Source organism: Arthrobacter ulcerisalmonis (assembly GCF_900609065.1).
Lineage (GTDB): Bacteria > Actinomycetota > Actinomycetes > Actinomycetales > Micrococcaceae > Arthrobacter > Arthrobacter ulcerisalmonis.
In genome coordinates, this window is the sequence record NZ_UXAU01000020.1 from 131,453 (window position 1) to 149,953 (window position 18,501).

The 18,501-nt window shown below is 67.2% G+C and carries 15 protein-coding genes; 7 read left to right on the forward strand and 8 right to left on the reverse strand.

All coding sequences use genetic code 11. From position 1 onward, the window contains the following. The first annotated feature begins 77 nt into the window (after positions 1-77). From PSET11_RS07235 to PSET11_RS07260, 6 genes are all read left to right on the forward strand, one after another. Complete coding sequence (locus PSET11_RS07235; RefSeq protein ID WP_282432669.1) at positions 78-245, forward strand: hypothetical protein; 168 nt, start codon at positions 78-80, stop codon at positions 243-245. 11 nt (positions 246-256) lie between these two features. Further along, on the forward strand, positions 257-982 hold the full coding sequence (locus tag PSET11_RS07240; protein WP_124091426.1) for an ABC transporter ATP-binding protein: 726 nt from the start codon (positions 257-259) through the stop codon (positions 980-982). Then, positions 972-1,916: an ABC transporter permease gene (locus tag PSET11_RS07245; protein WP_124091427.1), complete on the forward strand. Its 945-nt coding sequence runs from the start codon at positions 972-974 to the stop codon at positions 1,914-1,916. The genes PSET11_RS07240 and PSET11_RS07245 overlap by 11 nt, the downstream gene beginning before the upstream one ends. Positions 1,917-2,068: 152 nt before the next feature. Beyond that, complete coding sequence (cobA, locus tag PSET11_RS07250; RefSeq protein ID WP_124091428.1) at positions 2,069-3,346, forward strand: uroporphyrinogen-III C-methyltransferase; 1,278 nt, start codon at positions 2,069-2,071, stop codon at positions 3,344-3,346. 100 nt (positions 3,347-3,446) lie between these two features. Beyond that, positions 3,447-4,913, forward strand: a complete 1,467-nt coding sequence (locus PSET11_RS07255) for an FAD-dependent oxidoreductase (protein ID WP_124091429.1) — start codon at positions 3,447-3,449, stop codon at positions 4,911-4,913. A gap of 201 nt (positions 4,914-5,114) precedes the next feature. Continuing rightward, positions 5,115-5,651, forward strand: a complete 537-nt coding sequence (locus PSET11_RS07260; RefSeq protein ID WP_124091430.1) for a hypothetical protein — start codon at positions 5,115-5,117, stop codon at positions 5,649-5,651. 95 nt (positions 5,652-5,746) lie between these two features. On the opposite strand, the gene PSET11_RS07265 is transcribed toward PSET11_RS07260, so the two are convergent. The 3 genes from PSET11_RS07265 to PSET11_RS07275 all read right to left on the reverse strand — a co-directional run bounded on the left by PSET11_RS07265 (position 5,747) and on the right by PSET11_RS07275 (position 8,919). Beyond that, a complete protein-coding gene (locus tag PSET11_RS07265; protein WP_124091431.1) occupies positions 5,747-6,898 on the reverse strand; it encodes an AI-2E family transporter in 1,152 nt (383 codons plus the stop codon). A 107-nt stretch (positions 6,899-7,005) separates the two neighbouring features. Further along, the gene (locus PSET11_RS07270) at positions 7,006-7,686 is read right to left on the reverse strand and encodes a FadR/GntR family transcriptional regulator (RefSeq protein WP_124091432.1); all 681 of its coding nucleotides are present in this window, start codon (positions 7,684-7,686) and stop codon (positions 7,006-7,008) included. A 3-nt stretch (positions 7,687-7,689) separates the two neighbouring features. Beyond that, positions 7,690-8,919, reverse strand: a complete 1,230-nt coding sequence (locus tag PSET11_RS07275) for an MFS transporter (protein WP_124091433.1) — start codon at positions 8,917-8,919, stop codon at positions 7,690-7,692. 131 nt (positions 8,920-9,050) lie between these two features. Here PSET11_RS07275 and PSET11_RS07280 point away from each other — a divergent pair, with 131 nt between their 5' ends. Further along, a complete protein-coding gene (locus PSET11_RS07280) occupies positions 9,051-10,628 on the forward strand; it encodes a CYTH and CHAD domain-containing protein (protein ID WP_124091434.1) in 1,578 nt (525 codons plus the stop codon). On the opposite strand, the gene PSET11_RS07285 is transcribed toward PSET11_RS07280, so the two are convergent. The 5 genes from PSET11_RS07285 to PSET11_RS16880 form a co-directional block, all read right to left on the reverse strand. After that, on the reverse strand, positions 10,621-11,448 hold the full coding sequence (locus tag PSET11_RS07285; RefSeq protein ID WP_124091435.1) for a 4'-phosphopantetheinyl transferase family protein: 828 nt from the start codon (positions 11,446-11,448) through the stop codon (positions 10,621-10,623). The genes PSET11_RS07280 and PSET11_RS07285 overlap by 8 nt on opposite strands. Then, positions 11,445-12,245 carry an ABC transporter permease gene (locus PSET11_RS07290; protein ID WP_124091436.1) on the reverse strand — a complete coding sequence of 267 codons (801 nt, stop codon included), beginning with the start codon at positions 12,243-12,245 and terminating at the stop codon, positions 11,445-11,447. The genes PSET11_RS07285 and PSET11_RS07290 overlap by 4 nt, the downstream gene beginning before the upstream one ends. Next, a complete protein-coding gene (locus tag PSET11_RS07295; RefSeq protein WP_203415926.1) occupies positions 12,242-13,297 on the reverse strand; it encodes an ATP-binding cassette domain-containing protein in 1,056 nt (351 codons plus the stop codon). Before PSET11_RS07295 ends, PSET11_RS07290 begins: the two co-directional genes overlap by 4 nt. Continuing rightward, positions 13,294-13,506 (reverse strand): MbtH family protein, encoded by a 213-nt coding sequence (locus tag PSET11_RS07300; RefSeq protein WP_124091437.1) that lies wholly within the window; start codon positions 13,504-13,506, stop codon positions 13,294-13,296. Before PSET11_RS07300 ends, PSET11_RS07295 begins: the two co-directional genes overlap by 4 nt. A gap of 65 nt (positions 13,507-13,571) precedes the next feature. Then, on the reverse strand, positions 13,572-18,395 hold the full coding sequence (locus PSET11_RS16880; protein WP_238989070.1) for a non-ribosomal peptide synthetase: 4,824 nt from the start codon (positions 18,393-18,395) through the stop codon (positions 13,572-13,574). Positions 18,396-18,501 lie beyond the last annotated feature (106 nt).

Genomic DNA, 18,501 nt, shown 5'->3' on the forward strand with positions numbered 1-18,501 from the left:
GTGACGCCGAATGAACCCCGGTGACCCCACGTTGCTGCAGCGTTGAGCGGCCGGAGGCGGCTCTTTAGGGTGAAGCAATGACCACTTCGCAACCCCGTGAGAGCACACGCCCACGCCGGCGGACCATCGAAGCGCTGCTGGCTATCGGCCTGGTGCTGCTGATCGTGCTGGGCGCCGTGGTGGCCTCGGCAGTCAGCGGCGACCACAACGGTGAACCGGCAGGACTGACTCACACCACTAGGTAAGGACGGGCAGGATGCCAGTCGTACTGGAACATTTAGGCAAGAGCTTCGGCGACGGCGATCCCGTGTTGGACGACGTCAACGCGTCGATCGGCAAAGGCGAGTTTGTGGCGCTTCTCGGTGCGTCCGGCTGCGGCAAGTCCACCCTGCTGAACATCATCGCGGGACTGGAGCCGCCGTCGTCGGGCGCCCTGGAGGTACCCAGCGACGGCGCGGCATTCATGTTCCAGGACGCGGCCTTGTTCCCCTGGCTCAGCGCCCGGGCGAACGTGGAGCTGGCACTCAAACTCAGGGGCGTGGGGAAAGACGAGCGCCGCGCGAAGGCGCAGGAGCTCCTGGAACTCGTGCACCTGGGCGCGGCGGGGGACAAACGGCCGCACGAACTTTCGGGCGGCATGCGGCAGCGGGTCTCGCTGGCACGTTCCTTGGCGCAGGACCGGCAGCTGCTGCTGATGGATGAACCGTTTGCCGCACTGGACGCGATTACCCGCGACCTGTTGCATGACGAGCTGGAGCGGATCTGGAAGGAAACCGGGCGCACCATCGTGTTCGTGACGCACAACGTGCGGAAGGCGGTCCGGCTGGGGCAACGCGTCCTGCTGCTGTCCTCCCGGCCCGGCCGCGTGGTCCGCGAATGGCGGGTCACCCCTGAACAGCGCTCCGACGCCACCCTGGCCAGCGAATTGACCGGCGCCATCACCGCCCGACTGCGCGAGGAGATCCGCCGCCATGCCAAGTAACCCTGCACCTTCGGTCGGCGACAGCCCGGTAGACGTGGTGGAACGGAATCCCAGCGCCGCGACCCAAGGGACCCGCGGCCGCGACGACCTCCGCGAGTTGGAAGCCGGCCTGGATTCGTTGCAATCCGATAACCAGCGGGTGCACCGGATCGACTGGAGCAGAGTGTTGCTGCCCATCGTCGCGCTGGTGGTGTTGGTGCTGATCTGGCAGCTGTATGTGTGGATGGGCTTCAAACGCCGGGACCTGGTGCCCGGCCCCCTCGACGTGGCAGGCCAGATGGGGGCCCTGTGGAACGAGGGGCGGCTGCAGGAAGCGATGTGGACTTCACTGCAGCGCGGCGTCCTCGGCTTCCTGATCTCGGTGGCAATCGCCACGCCGATTGGGCTGCTGCTGGCCCAGGTAGCTTCGCTGCGTCGCGCGTTTGGGCCGCTGATTTCCGGGTTGCAGGTGCTCCCGTCGGTGGCCTGGGTGCCGGCGGCGATCATCTGGTTCGGCCTGACCGACGCCACCGTCTACTTCGTGGTGCTCATGGGCGCGATTCCCTCCATCATCAACGGGCTGATTTCCGGCGTGGACCAGATCCCGCCACAGTTCCGGCGGATGGGCACCGTCCTGGGGGCATCGCGGCTGCAAATGGCCCTGCAGGTGGTCCTGCCTGCAGCACTTCCCGGCTACCTTGGCGGCCTCAAACAGGGTTGGGCCTTTTCCTGGCGCTCGCTGATGGCTGCGGAGATCATCGCGGTGGGCGGCACGATCGGATTCGGCCTGGGCTCCATGCTGAACCAGGGCCGCGATCTTTCCGACATGACGTTGGTGATGTCGGCGATCCTGTTGATTCTCGCCGTAGGAATCCTGATTGAACTGCTGGTTTTCGGGCCGATCGAGAAGCGCCTGCTGCGCAACCGGGGTCTGCTCACAGGCAGCACCCGCTAGCTGCGTTATTTCGCTGATGCGTGGCTGTAGCTGCCCCGCATCAGCTGTTTAAGCCCGTCATTCCGGGCCTGGATGTGACGCCGCGTTACCCTGCATGAACGGGTGTTTCCGGGCCGTTGTTGTGGCCTGCGACGCCGCCCTACCGTTGGTCCATGGCAATTTCGGACATTTACCCCACCGCCCTGCGGCTCCTTGGCCGCCCGGTGCTGGTGGTGGGCGGCGGGCCTGTCGCGGCTCGCAGGGCCAAGGGCCTGCTCGACGCCGGGGCTCGGGTCACGGTGGTGGCTCCTGTTGCGTGCGACGCGCTGGGTCGGCTCTCCGCTGCTGGTCTCCTCACCTGGGAGCCGCGGAAATACGTCGGCTCAGATGTGGACGGCGCCTGGTTCATCCAGACTGCAACGGGCGATGCAGGCGTTGACGCGCAGGTAGCAGCGGATGCTGAGGCGCAGCGCATCTGGTGTGTGAACGCGTCCGATCACGAAGCTTCAGCGGCGTGGACGCCTGCCGTGGCTGAAGTGGATGACATCAAGATTGCCGTCAACGCCGGTGGGGATCCGCGTCGGGCCATGGCAGTCCGTGACGCCGTGGCCACCGCGTTGGAGACCGGCGACCTGCCGCTTCGGCGTCGGCGGCAACCAGTGGCGGGCGCCGCCGTCGTCCCGGGCTCGGTGGCGTTGGTGGGTGGTGGGCCGGGTGACGTTGGCCTCATTACCGTGCGGGGCCGCCGGCTCCTGGGCCAGGCCGACGTCGTGGTGGCAGACCGGCTTGGGCCGCGCGAGCTGCTGGCCGAGCTGGCCCCGGACGTGCGCGTCATCGAAGTTGGTAAAACCCCTGGACACCACCCCGTGCCGCAGGTTGAGATCAACCGCATTCTTGTCGAGGAGGCCCTGCGCGGCCAGCGTGTGGTGCGGCTGAAGGGCGGCGATCCCTACGTTCTGGGCCGGGGCGGTGAGGAAGCGGAATACTGCCGCCAGCACGGTGTGCCCGTGGAAGTGGTCTCTGGCGTGACGTCGGCGATCTCCGTGCCTGCGGCTGCCGGGATCCCTGTGACGCACCGTGGGCTGGCGCGGGGCTTCAGTGTGGTCACCGGTCACGACGAACTTGCCGAGGTCCCGGCCCGGGCGGACCACACCGTGGTGCTGCTGATGGGTGTGGGTCAGCTCCGGGCATCGGCAGCCGCCCTGGGCGCAGCGGGTCTGCCCGGCGACACTCCAGTTGGTATTGTGGAAAACGGCTACCTGCCGGAGCAGCGCGTCACGATTGGCACCTTGGATTCCATCGCGGACCAGGCCGATGCCGCCGGCGTCGCAAATCCTGCAGTCATTGTCATCGGTGACGTGGTGCGTGTGAGCCCCTTCGCGCCCGCGCATTTCCGCACCGCTGACTACAGCACCACCTGTCCCAACCACCCCCGAGTCCTCACCACCTAGCCCCCTTCCCCAACTAGGTAGCAGTTGTTGTCGTTTTGACCGCTCAAAACGACAACAAGTGCGAGTCAGTTGGGTGGGAACGAACAAAAGGAACACCGTCGTGTCATCAAGCACCCCCGTAGGTTCTGCTGAGCGTCCGTTGCGCGTCGCCGTCGTGGGCTCCGGCCCGGCTGGCGTGTATGCCGCGGACATCCTCACCAAGAGCGAGGCCGTCAAGAGCGGCGAGCTGACCGTCAGCATCGACCTCTTCGACCGCTACCCGGCACCGTATGGCCTGATCCGCTACGGCGTCGCCCCGGACCACCCCCGCATCAAGGGCATCGTCAACGCCCTGCACAAGGTCCTGGACCGCGGCGACATCCGCTTCTTCGGCAACGTGGACTACGGCACCGACATCTCCATTGATGACCTCCGCACCCACTACGACGCCGTCATCTTCGCCACCGGCGCCATCAAGGACGCTGACCTCAACATCCCCGGCATCGAACTCGCAGGCTCCTTCGGCGGTGCCGACTTCGTCTCCTGGTATGACGGGCACCCGGACGTGTCCCGCGAATGGCCGCTGGAGGCAACTGAGATCGCAGTGATCGGTAACGGCAACGTGGCCCTGGATGTGGCGCGTGTCCTCTCCAAGCACGCCGATGACCTCCTGGTTTCCGAGATTCCGGACAATGTCTACGCCGGGCTGAAGGCCTCGCCGGTCACCGATGTGCACGTGTTTGGCCGCCGAGGTCCCGCGCAGGTCAAGTTCACCCCGTTGGAGCTGCGCGAGCTGAGCCACTCCAAGGACGTGGACATCATCCTTTACGCCGAGGACTTCGAGTTCGATGAGGAATCGGACCGGCAGATCCAGACCAACAACCAGACCAAGACCATGGTTGCTACGCTCACCAACTGGATCGCCGAGCAGCCCGAGGATCTTTCCGAGCTCACGGCGTCGCGCCGCCTGCACCTGCACTTCCTGCACAGCCCGGTGGAGATCGTTGAGGACGCTGCGGCCCCCGGCAAGGTGGCCGGCATGCGCTTTGAACGCACCGAACTGGACGGCACCGGCAACGCCCGCGGCACCGGCGAGTTTGTGGACTACCCCGTCCAGGCCGTGTACCGCTCCATCGGCTACTTCGGGTCCGCCCTGCCGGACATCGAATTCGACCACAAGAAGGGCGTTGTGGTGAACGACGGCGGCCGCGTCCTGGATGCCCACGGCACCCATGTGCCGGGCATCTACGCCACGGGCTGGATCAAGCGCGGACCTGTTGGCCTGATCGGCCACACCAAGGGCGATGCGCTGGAGACCGTGACGTATCTGCTGGAAGACCGCGAAAACTTGCCGGTGGCAGCGGTCCCAGAGGCGGACGCCGTCGTCGAACTCCTGGATGCCCGCGGCGTCCAGTTCACCAGCTGGGAAGGGTGGCTGGCGTTGAACGCCCACGAACTGGCGCTCGGCGCAGCGGCCACGGAGGCCGGCGGCTCACACGGCGTTGAGGTCCAGCGCGAACGCATCAAGGTGGTGCCGCGCGAGGACATGGTGTCCATCTCCCGCGAAGGGGTCACCGCGCAGGTCTAGCAGCACATGAGCGACGGGGTCACGAAAGTGGCCCCGTCGCTGTTTAAGCCGGCAACGTACCCCCGCTGGGCATGAAGAGGAGGGCTGTGGTCGAACACGATCGTAAGTAGGCTTACTATAGAAGGGGAAGATCTTACGGCTGGGGCCTAGGTACGCAGCCGACGTCCTTCCGCCAACAGTCCGACGTTAGGAATGCACATCATGGCAGGAAACCTCATTGCCCGGTCCGTTCACGATCTCACCGCAGCAGCCTGGTTTGGCGGTTCCCTGATGGGTGCCATCGGCCTGAACGGGGCCACCGCGGAAGCCAAGGACCCGGCCGAGCGCACCCGGCTGTCGAGTGCAGGCTGGCTCAAGTGGGCTCCGGTTGCTGCCGGCGCCTTGGGCACCCACCTGGTCGCAGACCTGGCCATCGCGTGGGAAAACAAGGGCAGGATCGCCAAGCAGCATGGCGTCGCCAGCAACACGGTCATCAAGACGACGGTCACGGTAGTAGGTGCCGCCGCGACGCTGTACTCGGGCCTGCTCGGCCAGAAGGTGGACAAGCTCGCCAGCGAAGGCGCGGAGGGCGCCACGGAGCCCTCGCCTGACGCTTCCGAAGAACTGAAGTCTGCTCAGCAGCAGCTCAAGATCCTGCAGTGGACCATCCCGGCCTTCGCGGCTGCGGTCATCGTCCTTGGTGCTCAGCAGGGCGAGATGCAGCGGCCCAAGAACATCCTGGCTGGCCTGCACCGCTAGCCTCACTCGCCCCTGACCAGGGGGGAACGGTCGACGGCGGCCCCGCACCTTTTTCGAAACGGGGGGGGGCCGCCGTCGTGCGTGCGGGAGTGCGGCTACTTTGCCGGCGTATCCGCGGTTGGCTGGTGGTCGGCGTTGTCCGAGGTCCAGACCTTGATGATGGTCCACGCGACGGCGGTGATGGGGACAGCCAAGACGGCACCCACGATGCCTGCCAAGAGGGTGCCAGCGGTGAGGGCCAGCAGGATGACCAGCGCGTGCAACTGCAGGGACTTGCCCATGACCACCGGCTGCAGGAGGTTGCCCTCGAGCTGGTTGACGGCCACCACCACGGCCACGACGATCAGCGCCACCACCGGGCCGTTGGCCACCAGCGCCACCAGCGCGGCGAGGATGCCCGCCATGGTGGCGCCAACAATCGGGATGAACGCGCCGATGAAGACCACCATGGCCAGGGGGAGGGCCAGCGGAACCTGCAGGACCAGCAACGCAGCGCCGATCCCCACCGTGTCTACCAGCGCCACGATGGCCGTGCCGCGGACGTAGCCGCCCAGGACTTCCTGGCTGCGGGTACCAACACGGCGGAGGCGGCTGGCGCGCTCGCCCTTGAAGGGGCTGATCAGGAAGCTCCAGATCCGCTGGCCGTCTTTGAGGAAGAAGAACAGGATGACCACCAGGAGGACGGCGCCGGTCAGGAACTCTGTCACCACCGACAGCCCGGTGATGGCGCCGGAGCGGGCCTGGCTGCTGGTGGCAAAGTCCACGATCGCCTGCCGGGCCGCGTCGATTTGTGCCGCGTCGATGGGGAGCGGCCCGTTCAGGAGGAACTCCTGGAGCTGGTCAACACCCGAACTCGCCTGCTCCACCAGGTCATCCCATTGGCTCCGGACGGAGAAGTAGATGACGGTGAACACCCCGCCCAGGATAACCAGGATTGCCACGAAGGCGGTGATGGTGGCCAGCGCATCGTTCACGCCGCGACGCTTGAGGACGTTCACGAACGGGCTGATCGCGGCGGCCAGGATCAAGGCGATCAGCATGGGAATCACCAGCAGCTTGACTTGCAGGAGCGCCAACACAGCCACCACTGAGACGGCCAAAATCAGCAGGGTCTGGGCGGCCCGGATGCCCACGCGGCCGTACCCGTCACCCCAGAGCTGCTGGGGGGTTTTACTGCCATTTTCTGGGACGGCGGCAAGTCCGTGCTCGGAACAGGCGTTGCGGCGATGGCGGGAGAACAGTGCCATCGGGTGGCTCCTCAAGGTCAACGGAAACCACCGGGGCGTGGTGGGCGAGCAGGACTGGGTCAGCTAGTAAGCCTACTGACCGGCGCGCCCCCGGCGAAACGGGTCGTTCAGCCAGCCAACCAGGCAGCGCAGGACGCCAGATTGTGGTTCACGGTCTGGACCGCGGACTCGGCATCGCCACGTTCAATGGCATCGACCAGAAGGCCATGGCCTTCGGGGGAGAGCCCCGCAAAACCGGGGCGGTGGATTTGTTGGAGCAGGTCACGGTGGAACTCCGCACCAAAGCTGGCATACAGCTCGTGCAGCAGGGGATTGCCGGAGGCTTGTGCCACACGCTCGTGGAAGCCCCAGTCGGCGGCAGCGTAAGACTCCACATCGCCGTTCTGCCACGACTCATCCCTGTGGCGAAGGAGTGTCCGGAGGGCTTCGATGTCTTCCGGGGTAGCCCGGGTGGCCGCCAGCCGGGCCGCTTGGGTGTCGATGCCCAACCGGACTTCGAGGATGTGCTGCTCCGAGTAGTCCAGGTACATGCGCCGGGCTGCCCCGGAGATTTCGCTGGTGGCCCTGACGTAGGTACCGTCGCCGCGGCGAACTTCCAGGATGCCGCTGTGGGCGAGGGCCTTGATGGCCTCCCGGAGGGTGCCACGGGAAATGCCCAGCAGTTCCGTCAGCTCGGGTTCGGCGGGGATGCGGTGGTTCAGCGGCCATTCGCCGGACTGGACCATGGCCCGAAGCTTGTCCATGGCCTCGGCGGCGAGGGGCTGGCGGGGAGAGGGGGTCAGCGCCATGGCCTACGCCTGCTTTCGAGTGATGAGGTGGCCCACCGCAATTTGGGCGAGCGCCACGGCCAGCAACAGGGCAAGCGGCAGGGTCCAGTCCCCGGTGGCGCTGTGGAGAAGTCCCATGCCGAATGGACCCATGGTGGCAATCAGGTAACCCGTCGATTGGGCAAGGGTGGAGAGCGCGGTGGTCTCGGCGGTGGAGGAGCCACTCTTGCTGATCAGCACCATGACCAGCGGGAAGATCCCCAACCCGAAGCCGCACAGCACGGCGGAGATCACGGCAAGTTCAATCGGAAGGACCAGCAGTCCGGCGATTCCCGCGGTCATGGCGGCGCAGGCGGCGTAGAACGCTGGCCGCAGCATGCCGGGCCGGGCGCCGATGGCGATCAGGATCATGCCTGCGGGCACCGATACCAACTGCATGAGCCCAAAGAGGAGTCCGCCGTCCACCGCACTCATCCCTTTAGTGGTGAGGAGGTACGGAAACCAGCTCAGCAGCGAGTAGGCAAGCAGGGACTGTAGCGAGAAGATGGCGGTGAGGAGCAGGCCCTTCCGGGTGCGCAGGAGCGGCCAGGGTGAGATGCGGGCCGTGCTGGTGGCGGGCTTGTTCCGGTGTGCGTGCAACGCCACCGGCAGGAAGCCCAGGAACGCTGCGGCCGCCATGAAGCCAATGGTTCCCACTGCTGCCGACGGCGAACCCATGGCCTGAGCCAGCGGCACCACTGCCACTGCCGTGACCGTAGCCCCCGTGGTCATGGTCACCGTATAGACGCCGGTCATCAGTGAGGTTTTGTCCGCGAAATGCTCGCGGATGAAGGACGGCATGGAGACGTTGCAGATAGCCAGCCCCGACATCCCCACGACGCTTCCCGCCACCAGCATGCCCGTAGCCGGGATGCCGCGCAGCAACAAGCCGCCGGCCAGCAGCGCCAGCGAGAGCAGGATCGCCTTTTCCACGCCCAACCGTCCGGTCAGCCAGGATGTTCCCGCGCCGGCCACGGCGAAGCACAGCGTGGGAATGGAAGGGATGATAGCTGCCACCAAGGCCCCGTAGCCCAGGACGTCCTGCAGGTCGTGGAGGAGTGCCGACGCGCCGGTGATGCCGGCGCGCAGGTTCAGGCCGATCAAGACCAGTGCAATGACGGCGAAGACGACGGCGGACCGCGGCTTGGGGGCCGCGGAAGGCGTTGCGTGTGGGCTGGCGACGGTCGTCTTGGGGGCAGGGGTGGTGGCTGGCATGGTTCCATCTAAACATTAGACGTTTGATGTTTCAGCATTCTGTGGCGAACCTCTCCGGTTCATGTCCAGGGCATAGACTGCCATGCACTGGCTGGCACGTCCCGGCTGGGCAGAAGCGTGAAAGGACGGCAGTGAAGGCAAGCGAAGGACTCGAGGTCGAGAAGAAGTACGACGTCGGCAAGGACGCCCAGGTGCCGCATCTGACGGACATCGAGGTGGTTGCCCGGGTGGGCGAACCGCACACGGCAACGCTCACCGCCGTTTACTTCGATACCGCCGCGCAGGAGCTGGCCGGCCGCAAGATCACCCTCCGGCGCCGCACCGGTGGCGCCGACGCGGGCTGGCACCTGAAACTTCCGCCGGCAGCAGCGGCCGGTTCCGAGCCCGCCGCCCGGCGTGAGCTGCATGCCCCGCTGGGCCAGGAAGGGGTGGTACCTGACGCGCTTCTGACGTACGTGCAGGTGTACCTCCGGGGCGCCGCCGTAGCCCCCGTGGTGCGGCTCGAAACGGTCCGGACTACCTACCCGCTCTACGCTGCGGACGGTCAGCACCTGGCCGACCTGGCCGACGATCACGTGAGCTCGGAGCGTCTGGGCACGGCGCTCGCTGCCGAGGCAACAAATCATTCCGACGCATCCCTGCAATGGCGCGAATGGGAGCTGGAACTGGTGCACGGCGAACCCAGCCTCTTCGCAGCGGCCGAGGAGGTCCTCGAAGCGGCGGGAGCAACGCCGTCGGCCCATGCCTCCAAGCTGGGCCGCGCTTTGGGTTCGGGGCCCACGTCTGCCCGCCGTCGCGCCCCCGGCACCGCGTCCCTGCTTGCGGGCAAGAAGGCCCCGGCCGCCGCGGTGGTGACCTTATATGTGGCCGAACACGTTGACCATATCCTTGCGCTGGACCCGGCGGTTCGTCTCGCCGAGCCGGATGCGGTGCACGACCTGCGCTCGGCCACGCGGCGGCTGCGGTCCGTGCTGACCGCCTACCGCTCCCTGTACTCTGCGGTGCGGGTGCGGCGGTTGTTGGCAGAGCTGAAGTGGCTCGGCGGCGAACTGGGCGCCCCTCGGGACGCGGAGGTGATGGCGGCGATCCTGCGCGGACCCCTCGCAGCCTTGCCGGACGACGCCGGCTCGCAAGCCGTGCGCCGGCGGGTCCACCGGCACACAGAGGCAGTTTTTACTGCCGGCTACCGGGAATTGCTCGCTGCGCTGGTGTCGGGGCGCTACTTCAGGCTGCTGGATGAACTGGAGAGTTTCCGCACCGATCCGCCGCTACGGGCCGTTGCCGTCGTGTCGGGCCGGAAGGCGACCGGTAAGGCGATAGAGAAGTCGGCGGCTCGGCTGCGCAGGTCGCATCGGGCAGCCGCTACTTCTCGAAAGGGACCGGAGCGGGACGAGGCGTTGCACCAGGTCCGTAAGGACGCCAAACGGCTGCGGCACGTGGCAGAGTCCGCTGTGCCGGTCCACGGGAAGCGGGCAGCCAAGGTAGGGAAAGCAGCGCAACGCCAGCAGGCACACCTGGGCGAGTTCAACGATGCCGTCCTGGCGAGCGGATTGCTGGCGAGCCTGCGCCAAGCCAATGACCAGCCCCAGGTGGTGGCCGCGTTCGACGCCTTGGTCGAGGAACAGGCGGCGTTGATGGTTGCTGCCCTCGCCAAGTACCGCAGGGCGAGGAAGAAGTCCCGGCACCTGCTGGGCAGGGGAATCATCTAAGGTTCGTGGGAACGGCGTCGAAGAGCGCTTCCAGGCCCAGTTCCACCACCGGCACGCCCGGCATGACAGACAGGGCCGCGAGATAGCCCGACGGCGCCGCAACAGGAAACGCGGTCAGGCCATCAATGCGGGGCTGCCCTGGGCTGTGGGCGCGCAGCAGCGCGACGCCCGGTTGGACCTGCTCCAGGTGTACGTCTGCGGGCGGCACGGCCAGTCCCAGCCCTGCCGCCTTGAGGATCGCTTCCTTGGCCACCCAGAGACGGATGCGGGCCGGGACATCGTCCGCTGGCAGGTTCTCGCGTTCCGTTGCTGAGGCAACGTACTGGTCAAAGCCGTTGAAGACAGTTGCTGGGATTTGCTCGATATCCGCCCCCACCGGCATCTGGGCTGGTCCGGCAGCCGCCAACACCGTTCCGTAGCTTCGCGACAGGCTGAGGCTCAGGCCCGCGATGGCTGGTTTTCCATGCTCGGTGCTCCCGCAGCCGACGCAGAGCCGCGCGACACTGAGGTGCTGGGCGTCCGCGGCTGTCCTGCCCAAGCATCGGGCCGCAAGTAGCCTGAACAGGGCATGCGATGCAGCGTAGTCCAGCCGGTCGCCCGGGCGGGTGAACCGTTCGGTGGCTTGGTCCTCGGCAGGGGAGAGGAAGGCGCCCAACCCGCCAGCAGGGGCGCAGGCCTGCTGAATATCACGGGCCGACGCGCTGATGAACACAGCGTGTGGTGCGGCCGGATCGAAAACGCCGTGAGCCGAACCAGTCCCCGCGCCGACGGCGGGAGGGGCAGCCAGGCCGCCTTCCGTCGTCGTGCTTGGGCGGCTCATCGCCGGCTGATGCGACGGTATTGTGCGATGGCCAGCGGCGCGAAGACAGCGATGATGGCCACGCTGCAGAGCACCGAGTAGAGGATGGCGTTGTCTGCAGCCCAGCCGCCCGGCACGCCGAAGCCCGCCGGTGCGGTGTTACCGAAGAGTTCACGGGCCGAGGTGGCCACAGCGGTCACCGGGTTCCACTCGGCGATGGTCCGCAGCGGTCCCGGCAGCGTATCCACGGACACGAACGCGCCGGAAATAAACGTCACGGGGAACAGCCACACCAAACCGAGGCTCTGGGCAACTTCCACGCTCCGGGCTGTCAGCGCAATGACGGCGCCGATCCAGGACACGGCAAAAGCGAATAACAGCAGTAGGCCCAGGGCGGCCAAAGCCGGCCCCACGCCGCCGGTGATGCGCCAGCCGATCGCCAGCCCACACACCATGGTGGCCACAATGGACAGCACGCTGGTGCCCAGGTCGGAGGAGGTCCGGCCCAAGATCACGGCCACCCGGGACATGGGCAAGGACCGGAACCTGTCGATCAGCCCCAGCTGCAGGTCTTTGGCCAGGTACACGGCCGTGAAGGACGCGTTGAAGGTCAAGGTCTGTGCCAGGATCCCGCCGATCAGAAAGCTGCGGTACTGGTCCCCGCCCAGGGTTCCGCCGAACACGAAGCCCAGCAGGAGGACAAACATGATGGGCTGGACCAGGCCGGTGACCAAGGCGCCGGGGGTGCGCAGGACGTTGAGGAGGTTGCGCCGGGCAATGACGGAGCTGTCGCGGGCGGCAGCGGTGAGGACGCTCATGCGGGCACCTCAGCGTTCCGGTGGCGCGGGCCAGCAGAGGAGGCAGTGCCGGAATCTGGGCCTGAAGGGGCGTCAGATCCGGACTCTGGTTTCGCTTCCGAGTCAGTGTCGGCGCGTTCGGCGGCATGGCCGGTCAGCTGCAGGAAAACATCGTCAAGGGTGGGCCGGCGCAGTGAGGCTTCCTCGACAGGCAGGCCGCGTTCGTCCAGGTCGGAAAGGATGCGTACCAGGGTGCGGTGTCCCTGCGGGGCGGCGATGGACACGCCCAGGTTCTGCGGATCAATCTCGGGCCGGACGCTGGGCCCGGCGGCCGCAGCGAGCACGGCTGCAGCGGCGGGAAGGTCAGCGGCGTGGCGCATCACGACGCCGATGCGTTCCGTACCGGCGCCCTGCTTCAGTTCAGTGGCCGTTCCCTCAGCAATGACCTTGCCGTGGTTGATGACGGCGATGTGGTCTGCCAGCCGGTCCGCTTCTTCAAGATATTGGGTGGTCAGGAGCACCGTGGTGCCGTCCGCGACGAGCCGTGACACGACATCCCAGGTGTCCAGCCGGCCGCGCGGATCGAGTCCGGTGGTGGGTTCATCCAGTACCACCACCTTGGGCCGCGCCACAATAGCGCCGGCCAAGTCCAAGCGCCGCCGCATGCCGCCGGAGAATGTTCCGGACCGTTTATTGGCGACGTCGGTGAGCCGGAAGTTTTCCAGCAGCTCCGTGGCGCGTGCCGCAGCAGTCTTGCGGTTCATGCCGTAGAGCCGGCCCACCATATGCAGGTTCTCGTAGGCGGTGAGCTTCTCGTCCACGGCCGCGTACTGGCCGGACAAGCCGAGGTTCCGGCGCACCATCGCGGGTGCTGCCAGCACCGAGTGCCCAGCGACCCGGGCGTCCCCACCGTCAGGTGCCAGCAGGGTAGTGAGGATCTTGACGGTGGTGGTTTTGCCGGAGCCATTGGGTCCCAGCAGGCCCAGGACGGTTCCCTCAGCTGCATGCAGGGAGAGCCCGTCCAGGGCGGTGAAGCTGCCGAAGGTCTTGGTGACGTTCTCGATCCGGATCACTGCGAAGCGGCGAGTTCGGCAACCTTGCGCGGCGCCATGTCGGTCCAGGTCCGGGCCACGTAGTCCAGGCAGGCCTCGCGGTTGTCCGGTCCAAACATGGCGACCCAGCCCTGCGGCACGGCCGCGAATTCCGGCCAGAGGGAGTGCTGCTGAAAGTCATTGACCAGTACGGAGAACGTTGCGGATTTGTCATCGAAGGGGTTCGTCATGGCGACCTTTCCTGTCGGTTCTGTCGTAGGAGGAAGCGCTCCCTTTGCACCAGGAGCATCAGAAGTTATTCGGCTCCGGAGCCTAAGCGGATGGTTACCGCGGGCATGATTGTGCTGAGAGCTTTGTCACTGAGTAGCTGTGAGTGCCGCTCCGGCACGGGGATGTCCGTGATGGTCCCGGTGACGTAGGGTGCCCAGGACGAGCTGCCCGGAGTTCCGGCCGGCACCTGTTCGGTGGCCCGGAAGAAGAGCAAGTCACCGTGGAATACCTGCGGGCCTTCATTCCGGATCGGCTGGGCCAGTGCAGGGAAGTTCTGGGCCATGGCCGCAACGGAATCGGCGGGAACCGTCCCCAGCGGGTTGTGGTTTTCGCGCAGGATTTCCTGGGCCCGGTGGATGTCCACCGTGGCCAGGTCTTCGCCGGCGAGATCGTAGCCTTGTGCTTCAAGGTAACTGGCCCACAGCTGCGCCCCGCTGCCTACACCCGCGTTGTTCTCCTGGCCCTCCGGGAACGCATCCAAGATGGCGAGGAACGCCACCTCCTGGCCCGTCTCCTGGAGCCTGGTGGCGATGCGGTGGGACAGGTAGCCGCCAAAGGACCACCCCAGCAGGTGATAGGGACCCTCGGGTTGAACAGAGCGGATCTGCCCGATGTAGTCATCCGCCAGTTCGGTCAGCGACTGCGCCTCCACCGGGTGCGTGTGGCCGGGCTCCATGCCGGGCATCTGCAGCCCGATCAACGGCCGTTCCGGGTCCAGCGCGCCCAGCATTGAGGCGAAACCCCAGCCAATGCCCGACGCCGGGTGGACGGCAAACAGCGGCGCCTTGCTGCCGGCGCTCCGTAGTGGCAGCAGCTGCCGCAGGTTGTCCGCGACGCTTTCGGCCGCACCTTTTGCGGCCTCGTGCAGCAGTCCGGTCACCGTGGGTGCCCGGAAGAGCGACTGCACCTGGAGGTCGGTGCCCAAGGCGGCGTTGACCTGCGCAATCAGTGGTTGCGCCAGGAAGGAGTGGCCACCGAGTTCGAAGAACGACTCATCCACGCCGGCCCGCTCGAGCGACAACACGCTGGCAAAGATGCCGGCCACGGTGTTCTCCTGCGGCGTCCGCGGTGCCAAGCCAGCCGTCCTGCTGGCTGCCCCAGGATCAGGCAACGCGCCGAGGTCCACCTTGCCGTGCGGCGTCAGCGGAATCTCCGGAACGAGGATGACAGCTGCCGGCACCATGTAGTCGGGCACCAGAGACCGCACATGGCTCCGGACGGCGTCGGGCATCCCGTCATCTTGCTGGTCCGCGGGGTTCGCCGGGACCACGTAGCCCACCAGTCGGGTGGCGTCGCCAGTGCCCACGGCGCGGACCACCGCAGCCTGGACGCCGGGAGCGCTACGCAGGGCAGACTCCACCTCGCCGAGCTCCACCCTGAAACCACGGATCTTCAGCTGGCCGTCGTTGCGACCGGCAAAAACGAGCCTGCCGTCCGCGGCGCGGTACACCACATCCCCGGTCCGGTACATGCGTTCGCCGGCGCCGTGGAAGGGATCGGGCACAAAGCGTTCAGCGGTCAGGTCCGGCCGGCCGCGATAGCCACGCGCCAATTGGGCCCCAGCCAGATACAGCTCGCCAGCGGCACCGGGCAGCACGTGCTGCAGCCGGTCATCAAGGACGTAGAGCCGGGTCCTCGGCGTGGGCCGGCCCAATTCGGGGCCGTCACTCTCAGCCACCAAGGCCACCACGGTGTCAACGGTGGCCTCGGTGGGCCCGTAGAGATTCCAGGCCCGCACCCCGGGGAGGGCGCGCACATCAGTCCAGAGGTCGACGTCGAACGCCTCACCCCCCAGCGCAAGGCTGAAGGCGTCCGCACCCGGGGCGTGGCCGGCCAGCAGCTCGGCGAAAGCAGGTTCGGTCAGGAGCTGCCGCAGGTATCCCGGCGTGGTTTCCCACGCGCCGATGCCATGCTCCGCGAAGTAGCTGGCCAGTCCGTGCGCGTCGCGCCGCAGGTCATCGGAGATGAGGTGCAGCTCGTGCCCGGCCACCAGCCAAAGGATGGGATCCCAGGACGCGTCGAAGCCAACGCCGGTGGTGTGGGCCACCTTGCGGCGCGATATGCCTGCCAGCAGCGTCTCCCTGTGGGCGGCCAGCAACGCGGCGAGGGCGCCGTGGCTGACCTCCACACCTTTGGGCCGCCCCGTGGAGCCGGAGGTGAACATGATGGAGGCCAGCTCACGGGGATCCCAGAGTGTGGCGGCGGGCTGGGCTGGAAGGTCACTGGCAAGCAGGTCTTCCAGGAGCAGGATCTGGGGCGTGAGGGCCACACCGTCCAGGACTTCGGTCAGCCGCTCCACCATCGCCGCGCAGGTCAGGACCACGGGCGGTGCCGCGTCTTCCAGGATGGCGGCCACCCGTTGGTCAGGGTACTCGGCGTCAATCGGGTTGTATGCCGCACCTGCACGAAGCACACCCAGCAGGGCTTGGACGGTGCCGGCCGAGCGGGGAAGCAGCACGGAGACCACCTGGCCTGCAGTGTCGGCGTCGGTGAGCCCGGCTGCCACCTTGCCCGCGGACTCGGCAAGCGCAGCGAAGGTGAGGGCTCCGCCGTCGGCCACCACAGCGGTGGCGTCAGGGTGCTCGCGGACGGTCGCGTCGAATACTGCCAGAATATCGGGGTCTTCGGTGGTTGTCTCGACAGCCTGGGAGAGGCTGCCAGCGGTCGTGGCGGCGAGTGCTCGCGTGTCTGCGGCCGTCAGGAGGGGAAGATCGGACACGGCCGTGTCTGGCGAGTTCGTGGCCAGGCGGAGGAGCCGGCCCAGGCCATCAACCAGCCGCTGGGCGGTGCCGTCCAAAAACATGGCTGAGTTGTAGTCGAGGGTGCCCAGAAGGGCGCCATCGGCGTCCGGACGGAAGGTGAAGGACAGATCGAACTTGGCTTCCCCGGACCCAGTTTCCGGTTCGGGGACCACGCTGACGCCGGGGAGTTGCGGAACGGTGGGCATCTCGCTGTCAACGGTCAGCATGGTCTGGAACAGCGGGTGCCGGCCCAGTTCACGGCTGGGCGCCAACGCCTCCACGAGCCGCTCAAACGGAACGTCGTCGTGATCAAACGCGGCCAGGATGCTGGCGCGGGACCTGCTGATGAGGGTGCGCAGGCTCGGATTGCCCTCGGCGCTGACCCGTAGCGGCAGGGTATTGACGAAGAAGCCCACCAACGGGGCCAACAGCGGATCGGTCCGGCCCGAGGTGGGCGACCCGATCACCAGATCGTCACCGGCTCCGGCGCGCTGCAGGAACGCAGCCAGCCCGGCGTGCAGGGCCATGAACACGCTGGCGTTCGACGCCGACGCCACCTTGGTCAGGCTGGTCACCGTCTCCGCGGGGATGCTGAAGGAGACTTGCCGGCCGGGTTGGCGAGAGTCGCGGGGACGCCGCTGGTCGGCCGGGAGCGTCAGTTCTGCCGGGATCCCGGCCAAGGCGTGCTGCCAGTGCTCCAGCTTGCCGGCCATGGTGGGGCCGGCCAGCTGTTCGCGCTGCCAAGAGCTGAAATCGGCGTACTGCAGGGGCAAGTCCGCTGCGGCTGCGCCGGAATCCATGGCAGCGTTGCCTTCCGGGGCAACACCGCTTTCGAGGGCTGTGCCTCTTTCCAGGGCAGCGCTGTAGGCGGTGGACAGGTCGTGGACCAGCGGCGCAAGGGACGCGCCGTCGCTGGCGATGTGGTGCATGACCAGGTGCAGGACCCACTCGCCGCTGACGGGTGCGTCTGACGTGGTGTCCCCAGCGACGGCACCTCCAGTGGCACCGACCAGCCGGATCAGGTGGGCTCGCAGGGGCAGGTCGGAGCGGACATCGAAGCCACGCCCGGCCTGGGCCGCCACCATCTCGCGGACAGCCGCTTCCGAGTCGGCGCTGGCCAGCGACAGGCGCATCGCACCGGAGTGCTCGCCTGTGGCTGGCTCGCTGGCCGCGGAATCGAACACCGCGTTGCCAGCCACGTCACCAGCCAGGACGACCTGTTCGGGGACGCCGTCCGTTTCCGGGTAGACGGTCCGCAGGACCTGGTGTCGACGGAACAATTCCGCGACAGCTGTAGACAGCGCAGCCTCGTCCAAGACGCCGGTGAGCCGGACAGCCAGCGAAATGTTGTAGTCGGCCGCGCCGGGGTCCAGACGGTTGAGGAACCACATCCTGGACTGCGCAAACGACAGCTCAAGCCGATCGGGGCGCTCGTTTTCGCGGTCCACCAGCCAAGCACTGAGGGGCACCGGCTGCCAGTCCGACGACGGCACGTCGGCTCCGGAACTGCCGGAACCCGCCGCCGTCGTGCGTTCTGCAGTGGTTGTGCCGACCCCGCCAGTCGAGGCCGATCCGGCTGCGCCGACCCCGGCAGCCGTGTCCGTTCCAGCCACGGCTACACCAGCCGGACGGACCGTCGCCAGCAGCCCAGCAGGGGTGGGGGAATCGAAGAGCGCGCGCAGGGGTACCCCGGCGCCGAAGGCCTCGCGGATCCGGCCCATGATGTCGATAGCCAGCAGGGAGTGGCCGCCGAGCGCGAAGAAATCGTCGGCCATGGACACGTTGTCGGCATTGAGGACCGCGGCGAAAATGTCCGCCATGGCGTGCTCGTCAGGTGTCGACGGTGCCGCGCCGGAGCCGGTTCCACTGGCGGTGGGGGCGGGCAGGGCTTTACGGTCAAGCTTGCCGTGCGAGGTCAACGGAATCTCCGGGATGGCCATGATGATGGCCGGGACCATGTAGTCCGGCAGGCGTTGGGCAGCCACTGCGCGAACGTCGTCAGGGCTGGCTGTGCCGGTGAAGTAGGCCACCAGGCGCTGGGCGGGGTCGCCGTCGGGCAGGACCACTGCGCGATCCACGGCGGGGTGCGCGGAGAGTGCTGCCTCCACCTCGCCGAGTTCGATCCGGAAGCCGCGGACCTTGACCTGCTCGTCGTTGCGGGAGATGAACTCGAGCGTGCCTTCGGCGGTCCGGCGGTCCGGCGGACCAGGTCCC